At 68.9% G+C, this 14240-nt stretch carries 15 protein-coding genes; 11 read left to right on the top strand and 4 right to left on the bottom strand.

Going from position 1 to position 14240, the window contains the following annotated elements:
• Positions 1-91: 91 nt before the first annotated feature.
• Positions 92-550 (top strand): DUF2059 domain-containing protein, encoded by a 459-nt coding sequence (locus ACT535_RS15425; protein WP_476365082.1) that lies wholly within the window; start codon positions 92-94, stop codon positions 548-550.
• Between the two features lie 47 nt (positions 551-597).
• Here ACT535_RS15425 and ACT535_RS15420 read toward each other — a convergent pair whose 3' ends face one another.
• The gene (locus tag ACT535_RS15420) at positions 598-2637 is read right to left on the bottom strand and encodes a hypothetical protein (RefSeq protein WP_476365081.1); all 2040 of its coding nucleotides are present in this window, start codon (positions 2635-2637) and stop codon (positions 598-600) included.
• Between the two features lie 248 nt (positions 2638-2885).
• Between ACT535_RS15420 and ACT535_RS15415 the strand changes: the two genes are divergently transcribed.
• A complete protein-coding gene (locus ACT535_RS15415; protein ID WP_168459211.1) occupies positions 2886-5165 on the top strand; it encodes an NADP-dependent malic enzyme in 2280 nt (759 codons plus the stop codon).
• A gap of 81 nt (positions 5166-5246) precedes the next feature.
• Here the strand turns inward: ACT535_RS15415 and ACT535_RS15410 are convergent, their stop codons facing one another.
• Positions 5247-5918 (bottom strand): hypothetical protein, encoded by a 672-nt coding sequence (locus ACT535_RS15410; protein ID WP_029555143.1) that lies wholly within the window; start codon positions 5916-5918, stop codon positions 5247-5249.
• A 174-nt stretch (positions 5919-6092) separates the two neighbouring features.
• Between ACT535_RS15410 and ACT535_RS15405 the strand changes: the two genes are divergently transcribed.
• The 4 genes from ACT535_RS15405 (at position 6093) to ACT535_RS15390 (ending at position 10289) form a co-directional block, all read left to right on the top strand.
• On the top strand, positions 6093-7019 hold the full coding sequence (locus ACT535_RS15405; protein ID WP_476365080.1) for a diguanylate cyclase: 927 nt from the start codon (positions 6093-6095) through the stop codon (positions 7017-7019).
• Positions 7020-7138: 119 nt separating this feature from the next.
• A complete protein-coding gene (locus ACT535_RS15400) occupies positions 7139-8074 on the top strand; it encodes a sensor domain-containing diguanylate cyclase (RefSeq protein WP_476365079.1) in 936 nt (311 codons plus the stop codon).
• A gap of 366 nt (positions 8075-8440) precedes the next feature.
• A complete protein-coding gene (locus ACT535_RS15395; RefSeq protein WP_476365078.1) occupies positions 8441-9013 on the top strand; it encodes a terminase gpP N-terminus-related DNA-binding protein in 573 nt (190 codons plus the stop codon).
• Positions 8919-10289, top strand: a complete 1371-nt coding sequence (locus ACT535_RS15390) for a DNA-packaging protein (protein ID WP_476365077.1) — start codon at positions 8919-8921, stop codon at positions 10287-10289. The genes ACT535_RS15395 and ACT535_RS15390 overlap by 95 nt, the downstream gene beginning before the upstream one ends.
• Positions 10290-10293: 4 nt before the next feature.
• On the opposite strand, the gene ACT535_RS15385 is transcribed toward ACT535_RS15390, so the two are convergent.
• Positions 10294-10569: a hypothetical protein gene (locus ACT535_RS15385; protein ID WP_476365076.1), complete on the bottom strand. Its 276-nt coding sequence runs from the start codon at positions 10567-10569 to the stop codon at positions 10294-10296.
• A 306-nt stretch (positions 10570-10875) separates the two neighbouring features.
• On the opposite strand from ACT535_RS15385, the gene ACT535_RS15380 reads away from it, so the two are divergent.
• Positions 10876-11289 (top strand): HPP family protein, encoded by a 414-nt coding sequence (locus ACT535_RS15380; protein WP_476365075.1) that lies wholly within the window; start codon positions 10876-10878, stop codon positions 11287-11289.
• 217 nt (positions 11290-11506) lie between these two features.
• A complete protein-coding gene (locus ACT535_RS15375) occupies positions 11507-12670 on the top strand; it encodes a phage portal protein (protein ID WP_476365074.1) in 1164 nt (387 codons plus the stop codon).
• 32 nt (positions 12671-12702) lie between these two features.
• Here the strand turns inward: ACT535_RS15375 and ACT535_RS15370 are convergent, their stop codons facing one another.
• Complete coding sequence (locus ACT535_RS15370) at positions 12703-13221, bottom strand: hypothetical protein (protein WP_476365073.1); 519 nt, start codon at positions 13219-13221, stop codon at positions 12703-12705.
• 86 nt (positions 13222-13307) lie between these two features.
• Here ACT535_RS15370 and ACT535_RS15365 point away from each other — a divergent pair, with 86 nt between their 5' ends.
• Genes ACT535_RS15365 through ACT535_RS15355 form a run of 3 tightly spaced genes read left to right on the top strand, consistent with a single transcriptional unit; the run spans position 13308 to position 14237 of the window.
• Positions 13308-13496 (top strand): hypothetical protein, encoded by a 189-nt coding sequence (locus ACT535_RS15365; RefSeq protein WP_393974292.1) that lies wholly within the window; start codon positions 13308-13310, stop codon positions 13494-13496.
• 27 nt (positions 13497-13523) lie between these two features.
• A complete protein-coding gene (locus ACT535_RS15360; protein WP_476365072.1) occupies positions 13524-13721 on the top strand; it encodes a hypothetical protein in 198 nt (65 codons plus the stop codon).
• Between the two features lie 3 nt (positions 13722-13724).
• A complete protein-coding gene (locus ACT535_RS15355) occupies positions 13725-14237 on the top strand; it encodes an HK97 family phage prohead protease (RefSeq protein WP_476365071.1) in 513 nt (170 codons plus the stop codon).
• The last annotated feature ends 3 nt before the right edge of the window (positions 14238-14240 follow it).

Here is a 14240-nt window from a genome sequence, read left to right as displayed (position 1 = left end):
TGGGGGAGAAGCGCGGCCGCGCCGAAGCCGATATAGATTCTCTTCGGGACGCACCGCGGGACGAACCGCGGGCGCTCCCGGGAGGATTAAGATGCGGTTCGCCTATCCGATACTCGTGGCCGCGGCCCTTGCGGTCCAGACACTCACCTTTTCGGCCGGCGCCGCAGCCGATGAGGCGTCCGACAAGGCCGCGCTGGCGCGCCAGGTGGTCGACCTCGCGGTCGTGCCGGGCCTCGAAAAGCATTTCGGCCGCATGATCGGCCAGGCGGCGGAGAAGATCCCCGCCGACAAGCGAGACGCCGCACGTGATGTGCTCACGAAGGAATCCGCCAGCATCCGGGAGGATCTCGTGGGGGTCTTCGTGGGCTACTATGCGGACGCCTACACGCTGGCCGACCTGAAGGAACTGGCCGCCTTCTACACCAGCCCCCTTGGCCGCAAGATGGTGCAGGTGCAGGAAAATCCGCCGGAAGCGGTCAATATGGCCGTCCAGCAGCAGATCGTGAAGCTGGTGGCGTTCCTGAGCGCTGCGACCGGCGCCCCCCGGTGAGGGGCGCCGTCTGACCCACCGTCAGTCCATCGACGGCCTGCGCGCCGTCAGGGCGCCGTGGCGGTCGCCTCGAAGGTGAAGGTTTCCAGCAGCACCGTCGGGTCGCCGGAGGAGGCGAGGGCGATCAGCGGCACGAAGCCCTTCGGCTTCGCCGTCACCTTCAGCGTCCCCGGATTGCGCAGGAACGACACCAGGGCGGCGCCCACCGGGGCCATCTCCGGCATGCCTTCCTCCATCTCGGCCGCGAAGCTTTCGGCCAGCGCCACCACCTGCTCGCGATAGTCTGCCTCGCTCACCCCGGCGGCCTTGGCGAACTGGGCGTACATCAGCTTGGCGAGCCCGAGGTCGGTCAGCGTCACCGTTACTGGCCCCGCGCCGATCGCCGGCAATTCGTTGATGAAGCCGCCGGCATCGGCGAAGGCGGACTGCGGCACGTCGGAGAGGGTGGTCTCGATGGTGACGCGGAAGGCGTCCTTCACCTCGGTGGTGATGGGCGCCAGCGTCAGGGTGCTCTCGTTGATGTCGTAGAATGCCTTGGCGCCAAGCGAGACGGTGGCGCGCTTGATCCCCGCGTTGATGAGATAGGTGAAGGGCTCGCCATCCTCCGGCCGGATCGGTCCGGACACGTCGGTCAGCGCGAAGTCCACATAAGACGGCAGCACCCCGAGCGATCCCCCCCAGGACAGGGAGAAGTTGCCGATCTTCACCGGCTCATTCTTCGCATCTCCCTCACCGTAGGGCACCTCGAGGTTCTTGACCTCGATGCCCGAGATGACCCGGAACAGCACCAGCGCCGTGGTGGGGGAGGGGCTCTGCGCCTCGGCGGCGAGCGCCGCGAGCTGGTTGAAATCCAGCTGACGCACCGCAATGCGCCCGATCTTGCCAGCGCCGCCGTCGGGCGTCGTGCCGTCCGCCCGCTCCAACACGAATCCGTCGAGCACGCCGTTGGCGAGACCGTCCATGCGCACCAGGCCGATATGGCCGGTCTCGCCCTTGTCCTTGGTGTAGGCTTCGGTGAGCGCAACGGTCGTGAAGGAGAGGCCGCCGATGGTGTCACGCAGCAGTTCGGCGGCGCGGCGGCTGTCCTCGACGGAGGGATTGGCCGGCGGCTTCGCCATGAGGGCCTGGAATTTCGCAAGCCGACCCGCATCGAAGGCCGAGGGGCGGATGGCGAAATTCTCCATCAGCATGGAAGCGCCGCCCTGCGTGGGGCCGTTTTCCTGGGCGATGACATAAGGGCCGGTGACCACCTTGCCGTAGATGCGCCCGTAGGCGTCCGCGGCCTTGCCCACGGGGCCGCCCGGCTGGGTCATCAGCAGCAGCGGCGCGGTGTCGATCTGCGCGGCGACCAGCCCCTCGATGCGCAGGTTGACCTTCGCCGGTGCGGCCTGCCCATCGGCGGGGACGGCTGCCGGTAGGACATAAGAGGCGGTCGAGCGATCGATGATGAGGCTGCGGATCGCGCCCGCATTGATGCCCTCGGCGGCGAGATTGGTGTAGGTCGCCTCCATGGGTGGGGCGCCGGCCGGTGCCATGCGGACGCGGGTCTCGGGGATCGTCACCTTGGCGGCGGTCGTCGCCGCCAGCTGGCGCAGCGCCACGCGCAAGGCACCGTAGGCGCCGCCGCCCTCACCGGCGGCGATCAGCGTCATCGGGCCATTGTAGCGGTCGATCATCACCTGCGGCAGGGTGTAGGTGATCGTGCCGCCCTGCGCCGCGTCACCGCTGAGCGTCACTTCCACGCCGTCGAGGTCGAGGGCTTCCAGCGTCACCCGCCGGTCGATGGGCTTCTCGCTGCCCCGCGCGACGAGGCGCGCGATCTTCACGGCGGCAGAGCCGTCCGCCGAGGCGATGGCAATCCCGGAGACGGTCACGGCGCGGCCGGCCGGGTCGAAGCCGGCTTCGGTGAAGGAGGCCTTGCTGCCTGCCGCGCGGATGCCGGCGAACGCCTGATCCACTTCCGCCCGCACCTTGGCCCGCGACCAGGCGGCGAAGCCGAACCAGCCGCCCGCCGCCAGCACGGCGACGATACCGACCGCAACGGCAACCCTGGTCCAGATCCCGCGCCCCGCCTTCCCCTCGCTCATGTCCATTCCTTTCGGGCATCCGCCCGCATCAGACCCGCCGCCCCAGCGGCTGTAAGACCAAATCGCAGGCGCCCAAATCACGGGCCCACACAAGGCCTGCCCAAGATCGCGTCACCTGCGCCCCTCAGAGCCGCCATGCGTGCGCAACATAACCTAATTTGTGCGGTCCACCGTGACATAAGCATGCGTGGCAGTTAGGTTGCCGCCCGATTTTCCGCGACGTTCGTTATTCACGAAGGGGGAGGGGCATGGCGTCCAACATTTCCGAGGATCTGCGTTCGGGCGCACTTTATTACCATCGCACGCCGCGGCCGGGAAAGCTTGAGATCCAGGCCACCAAGCCCCTCGGGAATCAGCGCGACCTCGCCCTCGCCTATTCGCCCGGCGTCGCAGCCGCGTGCGAGGCCATCGCCGCCGATCCCCTGCAGGCCGCCGAGCTGACCATCCGTTCGAATCTCGTGGGCGTCGTCTCCAACGGCACCGCCGTGCTCGGCCTCGGCAATATCGGCCCCCTCGCCGGCAAGCCGGTGATGGAAGGCAAGGCCGTCCTGTTCAAGAAGTTCGCCGGCATCGACGTGTTCGACATCGAGATCGATGCCCTGACCGTCGAGCGCATGGTGGACGTGGTGAGCGCCCTGGAGCCCACCTTCGGCGGCATCAACCTTGAAGACATCAAGGCGCCCGAATGCTTCGAGGTGGAAGCCCAGCTGCGCCAGCGCATGAAGATCCCGGTCTTCCACGACGACCAGCACGGCACCGCCATCATCGTGGCCGCCGCGGTGCGCAACGCGCTGGAGATCGGCAATCGCAAGATCGAGGATCTCAAGATCGTCACGTCGGGTGCCGGCGCGGCCGCGCTCGCCTGCCTTGGCCTCCTCGTCACGATCGGCGCGAAGAAGGAGAACATCTGGGTCACGGATATCGAGGGCGTGGTCTATGACGGCCGCAACACCCTCATGGATCCCTACAAGGAGATCTACGCCCAGAAGACCGACAAACGCACCCTCGACGAGGTGATCGAAGGCGCGCACATCTTCCTCGGCCTCTCCGCCGGCGGCGTGCTGAAGCCGGAGATGGTGAAGAAGATGGCGGACAAGCCGCTCATCCTCGCCCTCGCCAACCCCATGCCCGAGATCATGCCCGAAGCCGCCCGCGAGGCGCGTCCGGACGCCATGATCTGCACCGGCCGGTCGGACTTCCCGAACCAGGTCAACAACGTCCTGTGCTTCCCCTACATCTTCCGCGGTGCGCTGGATGTGGGCGCCACCGACATCAACGCCGAGATGAAGATGGCGGCGGTGGAAGCCCTCGCCGCCCTCGCCCGCGAGACGCCGTCGGACGTGGTGGCCCGCGCCTATGGCGGCGAGACCCGCTCCTTCGGTGCCGATTCGCTCATTCCCTCGCCGTTCGATCCGCGCCTCATCCTGCGCATCGCACCGGCGGTGGCGAAGGCGGCCATGGACACCGGCGTCGCGACCCGGCCCATCACGGACATGGACGCCTATATCGACCGGCTGGACACTTTCGTGTTCCGCTCCGGCTTCATCATGCGTCCGCTGTTTGCCAAGGCGAAGAAGAGCATCAAGCGCGTGATCTACGCCGAGGGCGAGGACGAGCGCGTGCTGCGGGCCGTGCAGGCGGTGGTCGAGGAAGGCATCGCTCGGCCCATCATCGTCGCCCGCCCGAGCGTGGTGGACACCCGCCTGAAGCGCTTCGGCCTCTCCATCCAGCCCGGCCGCGACTTCGACCTCATCAACCCTGAGGACGATCCGCGTTACCGCGACTACGTGCGCGATTACGTCGAGGTGGCCGGCCGCCGCGGCGTCACGCCTGATGCCGCCCGCACGCTCGTCCGCACCCATCCCACGGTGATTGCGGCGCTTGCCGTCCATCGCGGCGAGGCGGATGCCATGCTCTGCGGCATCGAGGGCCGGTTCGTGCGCCACCTCAGGCAGGTGCGCGACATCATCGGCCTCGCCCCCGGCGTCAAGGAACTGGCGGCGCTCTCGCTGCTCATCACCTCCAAGGGCAATTTCTTCATCTGCGACACGCAGATCCAGACCGAGCCCACCGCCGCCGACCTCGCCGAGATGACGGTGCTGGCCGCCGCCCACGTCCGCCGCTTCGGTCTGGAGCCGCGGGTGGCGCTGCTGTCGCACTCCAATTTCGGCAGCCACGAGACGCTCTCGGCCAAGCGCGTCCGCTCCGCACTCTCCATCATCCGCGAGCGCGACCCGCACCTGCAGGTCGACGGAGAAATGCAGGCGGATGCGGCACTTATGGAAGATGTGCGCAAGAAGTCCTTCCCCCACTCCAGCCTCTCCGGAGTGGCCAACGTTCTGGTGATGCCGGACCTCGACGCGGCCGATATCGCCTTCAACATGATCAAGGTGCTGGGCGATGCCCTGCCCGTCGGGCCCATCCTCATGGGCACCGCCAAGCCGGCCCACATCCTCGGCCCGTCGGTGACGACCCGCGGTGTCGTCAACATGACCGCCGTGGCCGTGGCCGAGGCGCAGACGGACTGACAAGTCTCTGTAAGCAAACGCACTTCCCCCTCTCCGCGCGGGAGGGGGAAGGCCTGCGTCAAAGGCTCTTGCGTGCCGGCCTCAGCGCGACGGAGGGGGGCCCAGGATGCCCGCCGTGTAGCGCTCGATGAGGGCGCTGAAGGGGGTTCCATCGGGCAGGGTCAGCACCGCCCGATGGCTCAGCACGAAGGCGGGCAGGGGGAGCGCGGCGCCGGGGGCGGGCTTGAAGCCGGTCTCGTCGGCCGGCATCCACAGCACTGTGGAATCGAGGGTTTTTCGCCGGAAATCGAGCGGTTTCACCACCTTGCCGAATGGGGTATCGGTGGTGTCCAGCACCTGGTTCATGTCGGGTGTCAGCTTTTCCGGCAGATAAAAGTTATCCGCCTCCGACAAAACCGTGGGTCCGCACACGAGGCGCACCCGGCGATGCCGCACCGGCGTGTCGGGTCCGGCGCCGAGCAGCGCGCGGACCTCGGGGGGGGCGGCGCCCTCCCGCTCGTAGACCCGCTCGGCCACCACCTTGGATGGATCGGAGATGCCCCGTGTGGCGCACCAGCGCTCCAGGGTGGCGGTGGCGCTCGGATGGGCGAGGAGGTCGGCGTTCAGCGCCTCCACCAGCTCCTGCGCCTGCTGGCGGGCGGAGGCGGTATCCGGCCACTGGGCCTCCAGCGCGTGGGCCGGGACCATCAGGCAGGCGGCCAGCATCAGCGGCACCAGCAGCGGCAGGCCGGACGGGAAGCCGGGCGGAAACATGGAAACGCACCCTCCAGAGCGGCGCGCCAGCGCGCCACCCCTCTCCATACCGCAGCGCGAAGCCGCTTTCCATGGCGCGCGCCGCTCCACCGGCGGCATGAGACAGCAGCACGCAGCGCAAGCGCGTTCGGTGCGTGGCCCAATCGGCCAAGCATGACGTATAATGCCCTTGGAATGAACCTTGTCCCCGACCATCTCGCCGCTCTCTACGACAGCACGCAAGTGCTTGTGGCGGCTTATGATTCCTTCGACCGGCTGCGCTATGCGAATGCCGCCTTCCGGGCCGCCTTCGGCCTCGCGCCGGGCGAGGAGGCGACCTGGGCGGAGATCATGCGCCGCAACCATGCCGAGCGGCGGGGCACGGTCATCACCGCCCCGGATTTCGACGCCTGGCTGGTCTCCACCTCCTCGCGCCGCGGCAAGGTGCCCTACCGCGCCTTCGAGACCGACCTCTACGACGGACGCTGGCTGCTGATGACCGAGAGCGTCTCGGCCTCGGGCTGGATGCTCTGCATTGCCAGCGACATCACGGCCCTGAAGGCCGACGGGCGGGATGTGCGCCAGGCCCGCGACCGCGCCATCAAGGAGGCGCAGACCGACGACCTCACCGGCATCGCCAATCGCCGCTTCATCACCGCGCGGGTGGACGACATGCTCGCGCCCGGCGCCCTGGGCGGGGCGCTGTGCGTGCTGGACCTCGACAACTTCAAATACATCAACGACCTCGTCGGCCACCTCGCGGGCGATGCGGTGCTCCGCGACTTCGCCGCCCGCATCAACGGCCTCATCCGCCGCAAGGATTGCTTCGGCCGGATCGGCGGCGAGGAGTTCGTGCTGGTGCTGCCGCAGACCTCGGCGGCGGAGGCGGTGCTCATCGTCGAGCGGATGCTGTCCCTGGTGCGCCAGTCGCGACCGCTGCCGCAATGGCCGGACTTCGCCTATACCTTCTCCGCCGGCGTTGCCACGGGCGGGCCGGGCACCACCTTCACCGATCTCTATGGCCGCGCCGACCGCGCGCTCTACATGGCCAAGATGGCCGGCCGAAACCGCATCATGGTGGACGGCGCAGCGCCGCCCGCGGCGATGGCGGCCCGCGGGTAGGCGGCTCCGAGGTAGGTCGCGGCGGCCGCAGGGCGCCCCCGCCTCACCCGAAAGCAGGGGGCAAACGGGGCAAATCCATCGTCCACCGTGGCCATGCTTGCGCTATGCTCGGCCGGGCCATGTTCAATATCCGTGACTTCGGAAGCCTGGGCGCCGAAGACGGCGCGCTGGACATCATCGCCCGCATCCGCGCCCTCTATGAGGCGACGCCTCTGCTCGTCGGTCTCTACGATCCCGACGACCGGCTGCGCTATGCGAACCCCGCCTGCCGCGCCACCTTCGGCCTTCAGGAGGGCGAGTTCCCCACCTGGGAGGAACTGGTCCGGCGCAGCCATGCGGCGGGGCATGGCATCATCATCAGGTCGGACGATTTCGAGACCTGGCTCGCCTCCGCCAAGTCGCGGCGGGGCAAGGTGCGCTTCCGCAGCTTCGAGAGCGACCTCAAGGATGGCCGCTGGCTGCTGGTGAACGAGACCATGGACGCGGACGGCTGGATGCTCACGGTCGGGGTGGACGTCACCTCCTTCCGTGTCGACACGCGCCACATCCGGCAGGCCCGCGACCATGCGCTGCGTGCCGCCCACACGGACGAGCTGACCGGCGTCGCCAACCGCCGCTTCGCCATCCACCGCGCCAACGAGATGATGGCGCCGCACGGCCCCGGCGGCACCCTGTGCGTCATCGATATCGACAATTTCAAGCATGTGAACGACCGCTTCGGCCATCAGACGGGCGACGTGCTGCTGCGCGCCTTCTGCGCCCTGATGGCCGGCGCCATCCGCCGCTCCGACTGCTTCGGCCGGGTGGGCGGCGAGGAATTCGTGCTGGTGCTGCCGCGGACCGACCTTGTGGACGCCGAGCGCCGTGTCGCCGACCTCCTCGCCCGCGTCCGCGCCTCCCGCCCGCTCCCCGAGCTGCCGGACTTCACCTATACCTTCTCCGCCGGCCTCACCTTCACACCCCCCGGCGACACCTTCTCCGACGCCTACGGCCGCGCCGACCGGGCGCTGTATCAGGCAAAGATGGACGGGCGGGACCGCGTGAGGGTGGGGTGAGATTTATGGGAATTTAGTCCTTGACAGCGTGACGCTGCCTGGGTATCTTTTCCCCATGTTCGAGACGTGTGCCTGACGGCCGGGGCCGGTGGCGACGAACCACCCTCGCGCCCCGGACGCATGCAGCGCAGCGGAATGCGAGCCGGGGCCCAGCGCACAAGTCCGCCGCAGGCGCTTCCTCATCCCGCGCTCTGGGGCATTGCCCGCTGCGCGGAACCTTTGCGCTGGCCCCCGGATCAGCGCTCCGGCTGCGCCGTCGCTTGTCCGGGGAACGAGGGCGACGGCGGTGCGGGAGAGGCGCGTGCCCTCTCCGCCGATCCGGCGCCTCGCGCCTCTCCCGTTCCTCCTCATCCCAGAGGTCCGCCCATGGATCAGCCTCACGGCAGCGCCGTGCCGTCCGCGCGTCCGGCGCGGGGGGCGCTCGCGCGGCGGCTTTATCTGGAGGGGGCCAGCATGGCGGAGATCCGCCGGCAGACCGGCCTCTCCAGCGCCACCGTCTATTACTGGATCGACCGCGAGAGGGGGCCGGACGGCACCTTCCTCTTCAATCCCGTGCCCCGCCGCACAGCCCATCCCGTGGGCGGGCAGCCGGCGAAGGCGCGCGCGGAAAAGTCCTCCGGCAAGCCGGACCGGCGCGGCCTGCTCAAGCGGCTGTGGCGGGCGGCGGAGCGGCAGATCGACGAGATCGAGGGCCGCCTCGCCCGCACCGCCGACCCCGGCGACGAGGCGCCCCGCCCCGAACCCGAGAAGGACGCCCGCGCGCTGGCGGTTCTCGCGCGCACTCTGCGTGAATTGACGGCTCTCGAGGCGGAAGACCGCAAGAGGCGCAAGGCGAAGGACCAAGATGGAACCGTCCGCGACCTCGACACCTTCCGCCGCGAGCTTGCGCGCCGCCTTGATCGCCTGCGCGAGGGCGGGGACGGCCCGGGCGTTTCTTGAAGCCCTGCCCGAGGACGACGCCGGCCGCCTCCTCGCCGACTGGCCCCTGTGGGCGCGACCGGACCAGCTTCCGCCCGCCGAGGCGCAGGGCGGCGGCCCCTGGTCCACCTGGCTGGTGCTGGGCGGGCGCGGGGCCGGCAAGACGCGGGCGGGATCCGAATGGGTGCGCGGCCTCGCCTCCGGCACCGCCCCCTTCGCCGCGGCCCCGGTGAGCCCCATCGCGCTGATCGCCGAGACCATGGCCGATGTGCGCGAGGTGATGGTGGAGGGCGTCTCCGGCGTCCTCGCAGTCCATCCGCGCGGCGAGCGTCCGCGCTGGGAGCCGACGCGCCGCCGGCTCGTCTGGCCCAACGGCGCGGTGGCGCAGGGCTTTTCGGCGGAGGACCCGGAAAGCCTGCGCGGCCCGCAATTCGCCGCCGCGTGGCTCGATGAGCTGGCCAAGTGGAAGCGCGGCGAGGCCACCTTCGACATGCTGCAATTCGCGCTGCGCCTCGGCGCCCATCCCCGCCAGATGGTGACGACGACGCCGCGTCCCACTGCCCTACTGCGTCGTCTCCTCGCCGATCCCGCAACGGCAGTGAGCCGGGCGAAGACGGCGGACAACGCCTTCCATCTGGCGCCCACCTTCCTCGGGCAGGTGATGTCCCGCTACGGCGGCACCCGCCTCGGCCGGCAGGAGCTGGACGGCGAGATCATCGAGGACCGGCCGGACGCACTGTTCTCCCGCCCCCAGCTGGAGGCGCTGCGCGAGGCCGAGGCCCCGCCGCTCGCCCGCATCGTGGTGGCGGTGGACCCGCCCGCCTCCTCCCGCGCCGGCGCCGATTCCTGCGGCCTTGTCGCGGCGGGCGTGGATGCGGCGGGCGTCGTCCATGTGCTGGCGGATGCCACCGAGCAGGGCCTGCGCCCGGCCCAATGGGCGGCCAAGGCGGTGGCGTTGTTCCACCGCTTTTCCGCCGATCGCATCGTCGCCGAGGTGAACCAGGGCGGCGAGATGGTGCGGGCCGTCATCGCCGAGGTGGACCCCGCCGTGCCGGTGGAGCAGGTGCGCGCCACGCGCGGCAAGTTCCTCCGCGCCGAGCCTGTGGCCGCCCTCTACGAACAGGCCCGCGTCCGCCATGCCGGCGCCTTCCCGGAGCTGGAGGACGAGATGTGCGACTTCGGCACCGATGGCCTTTCCTCCGGCCGCTCGCCCGACCGGCTCGACGCGCTAGTGTGGGCCGTGACCGCTCTGGCGCTCGGCCCGAGGGCCGGCGCGCCACGGGTGCGGGGGCTCTAGGCCGTCAACTGCCGACCACGACGCCGCCGACCGGGATCTCCACCTGCACGCACAGGCCGGTGACGCTCTGGCCTGGCGCGAAGTCCGGCCATCGCTCGTTGCGCTTCAGGCTGGCGCCGAGGCAGCCGCGTTCGCTGCGGAAATAGCCGACGATCTGCTGCGAGGTCTCGGTGGTGACGAGCCGGGCGCCGGCATAGGGGCCGCCCGCATAGCCCATGGCGGAGGTCGCCGCGGGCTGGACGGTGGTGGTCGTGACGATGAGGACCAGGGCATAGAGCATGACGCCCTCCCGATCTGCTCCCAACCCACGGCCCGCAACCATTCTACGCCTGTGCTGCCCCAGCGCGAACCGGTTTGTTGGCGCGTTTCCGGTGACGACCCTTGCGTGGCATCCAGAATACGTCCATCATGTGCCTACAAATGAGGCTGCATGACAGCGTTGTGTGCAGACATTTGCCTTCCCTTGGCCCTCTCTGCCCCGTCTGGAGCCATGAGACATCATTGGAAAGCATTTTTCGCACGTCATGAGCCCCATTGCGGCTCCGTCCAGGTCGGGCTGAAGTCCGGCGCGGGCGGCATGCTCGGCATGGGCCTTGTCGGTGGCGCCGCGGCCTTCACCAGCCTTCCGCTGCTCATCGCGCCGTTCGGCGCAAGCGCGGTGCTGCTGTTCGGCCATCCCTCCTCGCCTTTGGCTCAGCCGGCAAACGTGATCGGCGGCTATATGCTGTCGGTCACGGTGGGCATCGTGTTCACGCTGCTGTTTCCGGGCGCCTGGTGGGCGGCGGCGCTGGGCGTGGGCCTCGCCATCCTCGCCATGCTGCTGCTGCGCGTGTCGCATCCGCCCGCCGGCGCCGTGCCGGTGCTGATGGCGGCCTCGGCCATCGACCCGTTCGAGCTGTCCGGCATCGTGATCGCCGGTGCCGTCTGCCTCGTGGCGGTGGCGAGCCTCTATCACCGGCTGCCGCCGCGCCACCACGAGTATCCTCGCCGGGCGGGCTAAAGCCCTGTTGCCCCGCCGCGCGGGCTGACGCCTGTGCCCGCGCGCGCTGATCCGCATGCTTTAACGCCGGCCGCCGCGCCGGCGCACCCTGTGGCCTGCAGCCGGTCCGCCGGTGTGCAACCTCCGGCCGCTCCTTGATCCGCTCCTTCCGCAGACGCCCCGAGCTGCGCGGAGGAGGGGCCTCAGGGGGCGGCCGATTTCATTTCGGAGCCCCCTCATGCTGGCCAGCCTCCTCGCCCCCTTCCGCCGCGCGCCCGAGGAGGCGAAGGCGAGCCGCACCGGCCGCCTCATCGCGCTCCTCTCCGCCGGCCGGCCGCGCTGGACCCCGCGCGATTACGCTTCGCTCGCCCGCGAGGGCTATGCCCGCAACGCCATCGCCTATCGCGCCGTGCGGCTCATCGGCGAGGCGGCGGCGACCGTGCCCCTGGTGCTCACGGTGAACGGGCGCGAGCACGACACCCACCCCTTCCTCGATCTTCTCGCCCGGCCCAATCCGCGCCTCACCCGCGCTGCGCTGTTCGAGGCCATCTGCTGCCACCTTCTCGTGGCCGGCAACGCCTATGTGGAGGCGGTGGCCCTCGATGGCGCGCCGCGCGAGCTGCACCTTTTGCGGCCGGACCGGGTGCGCGTGGTGCCGGGGCCGGACGGCTGGCCCGAGGCGTTCGACTACACGCTGGGCGCCGAGACCGTGCGCATCGCGCAGGACACGCTGGTGCCCGGGGCGGACGTGCCGCCCATCCTGCATCTTTCCGCCTTCAACCCGCTGGACGACCATTACGGCTTCGCGCCGCTGGAGGCGGCGGCGCAGGCGCTCGATCTCCACAATGCGGCCAGCGCCTGGAACAAGGCGCTCATCGACAATGCCGCCCGGCCCTCTGGCGCCCTCGTCTATGGCGGCACGGGCGCGCTCACCGAAGAACAGTTCGAGCGGCTGAAGGGCGAGCTGGAAGCCTCCTTCCAGGGCGCGGTGAATGCCGGCCGGCCGCTGCTCTTGGAAGGCGGGCTCGACTGGCGCCCGCTCTCCCTCTCGCCCAAGGACATGGACTTCGAGGCCGCCCGCAATTCCGCCGCGCGGGAGATCGCGCTGGCCGTGGGCGTACCGCCCATGCTGCTCGGCATTCCCGGCGACAACACCTATGCGAACTACGCCGAAGCCAACCGCGCCCTTTGGCGCCAGAGCGTGGTGCCTTTGGTCCGCCGCGTGTGCGACGCCCTCGCTTTGTGGCTCGCCCCGGCCTATGGCGGCGGCCTGACGCTGGTGCCCGACCTCGACCAGATCGAGGCGCTCAGCTCCGAGCGCTCGGAACTGTGGGCGCGGGTGGGCGCGGCGGACTTCCTGAGCGACGCGGAGAAGCGGGCGGCGGTGGGGTATCAGGGGTAGACGATCGCTGCAACGACGCCCGTAGATAATCTTTATCGGATAAACATTGCTTTGGCTAATCTCGCAGGATTACTCGGTCGTCCAATGTACTGTTCGCCAATGACCCCGTTGACATATACCTCTCTGTGCAGTTTTGTTTTTCCGATATTTGAAATTTCTGGGTTGCTTGCCAAAGACATTCCAATCATAACGCTCTCAAGCCATTCTATCGTCGATGAATGTGAAGATCTATTGAATGATAATTGAAAATCATTTGTTACAAGTGGAAATAAAAATATATCGGCTGAGTGACGAGGTTTTTGGGCAATTACCGCATCATACTTATCGAGTTTGTGTTTCTGAAAAATTTCGCCACGAAATCCATCTTGGCAAGTTGTTTTACCAATATACCATGGCTTTCTGGATTTCCCGTGGCTCATGCAGAATGCATAACAGCCAATTGCGCCGGAAAGACCGTCCCAAAATTCATCAACCTCTTCCCAAAAACGGGAGCGCCATTGCTCGTCCTGTAGGCGATTGTAGCTGAATGGTCCGCAAGTCTCGAACAACACAGTCTTAACTCCGTTCGTTTCTGGTCGAGATGAGAGCACAACTTTAAGAGCCAATCAAACTAAAACTAAGCCTTCGCGAGCCCCCCATGGACACCCTCATCCGCACCTTCGCCGAGCGGGGCGATCTCGCGCATCTGGCGCTGCTCTTGTGGGCGCTGGCGGCCACCGCCGGGCTGTGGCGGACGCTGACCGAGCTCGCCCGCGCCAACGCGCGGATGGACGAGCTGGTGCGCGAGCTGGCCCGCTTCAACGCGCGGTTCGACGACCTCTCCTGACCCCTCAACACATCTTCGGAGACACCCATGCGATCGCCATTCCAGAAGGCGTCCGCGCCGCGCATTCGCGCGCTCACCGGCGGGCCGAAAACCAAGGCCCGCGCCACGCCGCCGGCCCCTCCGGCCGCCGCCGGCACCGTCTTTCGCGAGTTCGTGGCGACGCTGGAGCGCATCGAGAAGAGCCGCCGCCGCAAGAAGCCCACGCCGCCCGCGGGGGGCGCCTGAGCCATGCCCGCGCGGGATTCCTTGGCCGTGTCCGATCCCCCGGCCGGCTACGCCATCGAGGGCTATGCCTGCCTGTTCGATGTGCCGGACCTCGGCCGCGACCTCATCGAGCGCGGCGCCTTTTCGGCGAGCCTCGCCCGCCAGGGCGCGGGCGGCGTGCGCATGCTCTACCAGCATGATCCCGCCGAGCCCATCGGCGTGTGGACCGATGTGATCGAGGACGGACGCGGCCTCTATGTCCGCGGCCGGCTCTCACCCTTCGTCGCCCGCGCGCGGGAGGTGGCGGCGCTGATCCGCGACGGCGCGCTCGACGGCCTCTCCATCGGCTTCAAGGCGGTGACGGCCCGCACCGATCCGCGCACGCGGCTGCGCCGCATCGCCCGCATCGATCTGTGGGAGGTGTCGGTCGTCACCTTTCCCATGCAGCCAGACGCCCGGATCCGGCGTCCGGCCCCTTCGCCAGCCGCTTTGCTCACCGCCGCGGCCGCCCGCCTGCGCGCCACCGCCGGCGCCTGATCT

The organism is Xanthobacter sp. DMC12, assembly GCF_056314105.1.
The sequence above is the reverse complement of the archived record's forward strand: the minus strand, read 5'-3'. Positions and strand labels throughout refer to the sequence as shown.

Coding starts and splice junctions, on each gene's coding strand:
- ACT535_RS15405 (WP_476365080.1), top strand. CDS start 6,093: ATGAACCTTGTCCCCGACCATCTCGCCGCTCTCTACGACAGCACGCAA.
- ACT535_RS15415 (WP_168459211.1), top strand. CDS start 2,886: ATGGCGTCCAACATTTCCGAGGATCTGCGTTCGGGCGCACTTTATTAC.
- ACT535_RS15380 (WP_476365075.1), top strand. CDS start 10,876: ATGGGCCTTGTCGGTGGCGCCGCGGCCTTCACCAGCCTTCCGCTGCTC.
- ACT535_RS15360 (WP_476365072.1), top strand. CDS start 13,524: ATGCGATCGCCATTCCAGAAGGCGTCCGCGCCGCGCATTCGCGCGCTC.
- ACT535_RS15375 (WP_476365074.1), top strand. CDS start 11,507: ATGCTGGCCAGCCTCCTCGCCCCCTTCCGCCGCGCGCCCGAGGAGGCG.
- ACT535_RS15390 (WP_476365077.1), top strand. CDS start 8,919: ATGGAACCGTCCGCGACCTCGACACCTTCCGCCGCGAGCTTGCGCGCC.
- ACT535_RS15425 (WP_476365082.1), top strand. CDS start 92: ATGCGGTTCGCCTATCCGATACTCGTGGCCGCGGCCCTTGCGGTCCAG.
- ACT535_RS15395 (WP_476365078.1), top strand. CDS start 8,441: ATGGATCAGCCTCACGGCAGCGCCGTGCCGTCCGCGCGTCCGGCGCGG.
- ACT535_RS15365 (WP_393974292.1), top strand. CDS start 13,308: ATGGACACCCTCATCCGCACCTTCGCCGAGCGGGGCGATCTCGCGCAT.
- ACT535_RS15400 (WP_476365079.1), top strand. CDS start 7,139: ATGTTCAATATCCGTGACTTCGGAAGCCTGGGCGCCGAAGACGGCGCG.
- ACT535_RS15385 (WP_476365076.1), bottom strand. CDS start 10,569: ATGCTCTATGCCCTGGTCCTCATCGTCACGACCACCACCGTCCAGCCC.
- ACT535_RS15410 (WP_029555143.1), bottom strand. CDS start 5,918: ATGTTTCCGCCCGGCTTCCCGTCCGGCCTGCCGCTGCTGGTGCCGCTG.
- ACT535_RS15355 (WP_476365071.1), top strand. CDS start 13,725: ATGCCCGCGCGGGATTCCTTGGCCGTGTCCGATCCCCCGGCCGGCTAC.
- ACT535_RS15420 (WP_476365081.1), bottom strand. CDS start 2,637: ATGAGCGAGGGGAAGGCGGGGCGCGGGATCTGGACCAGGGTTGCCGTT.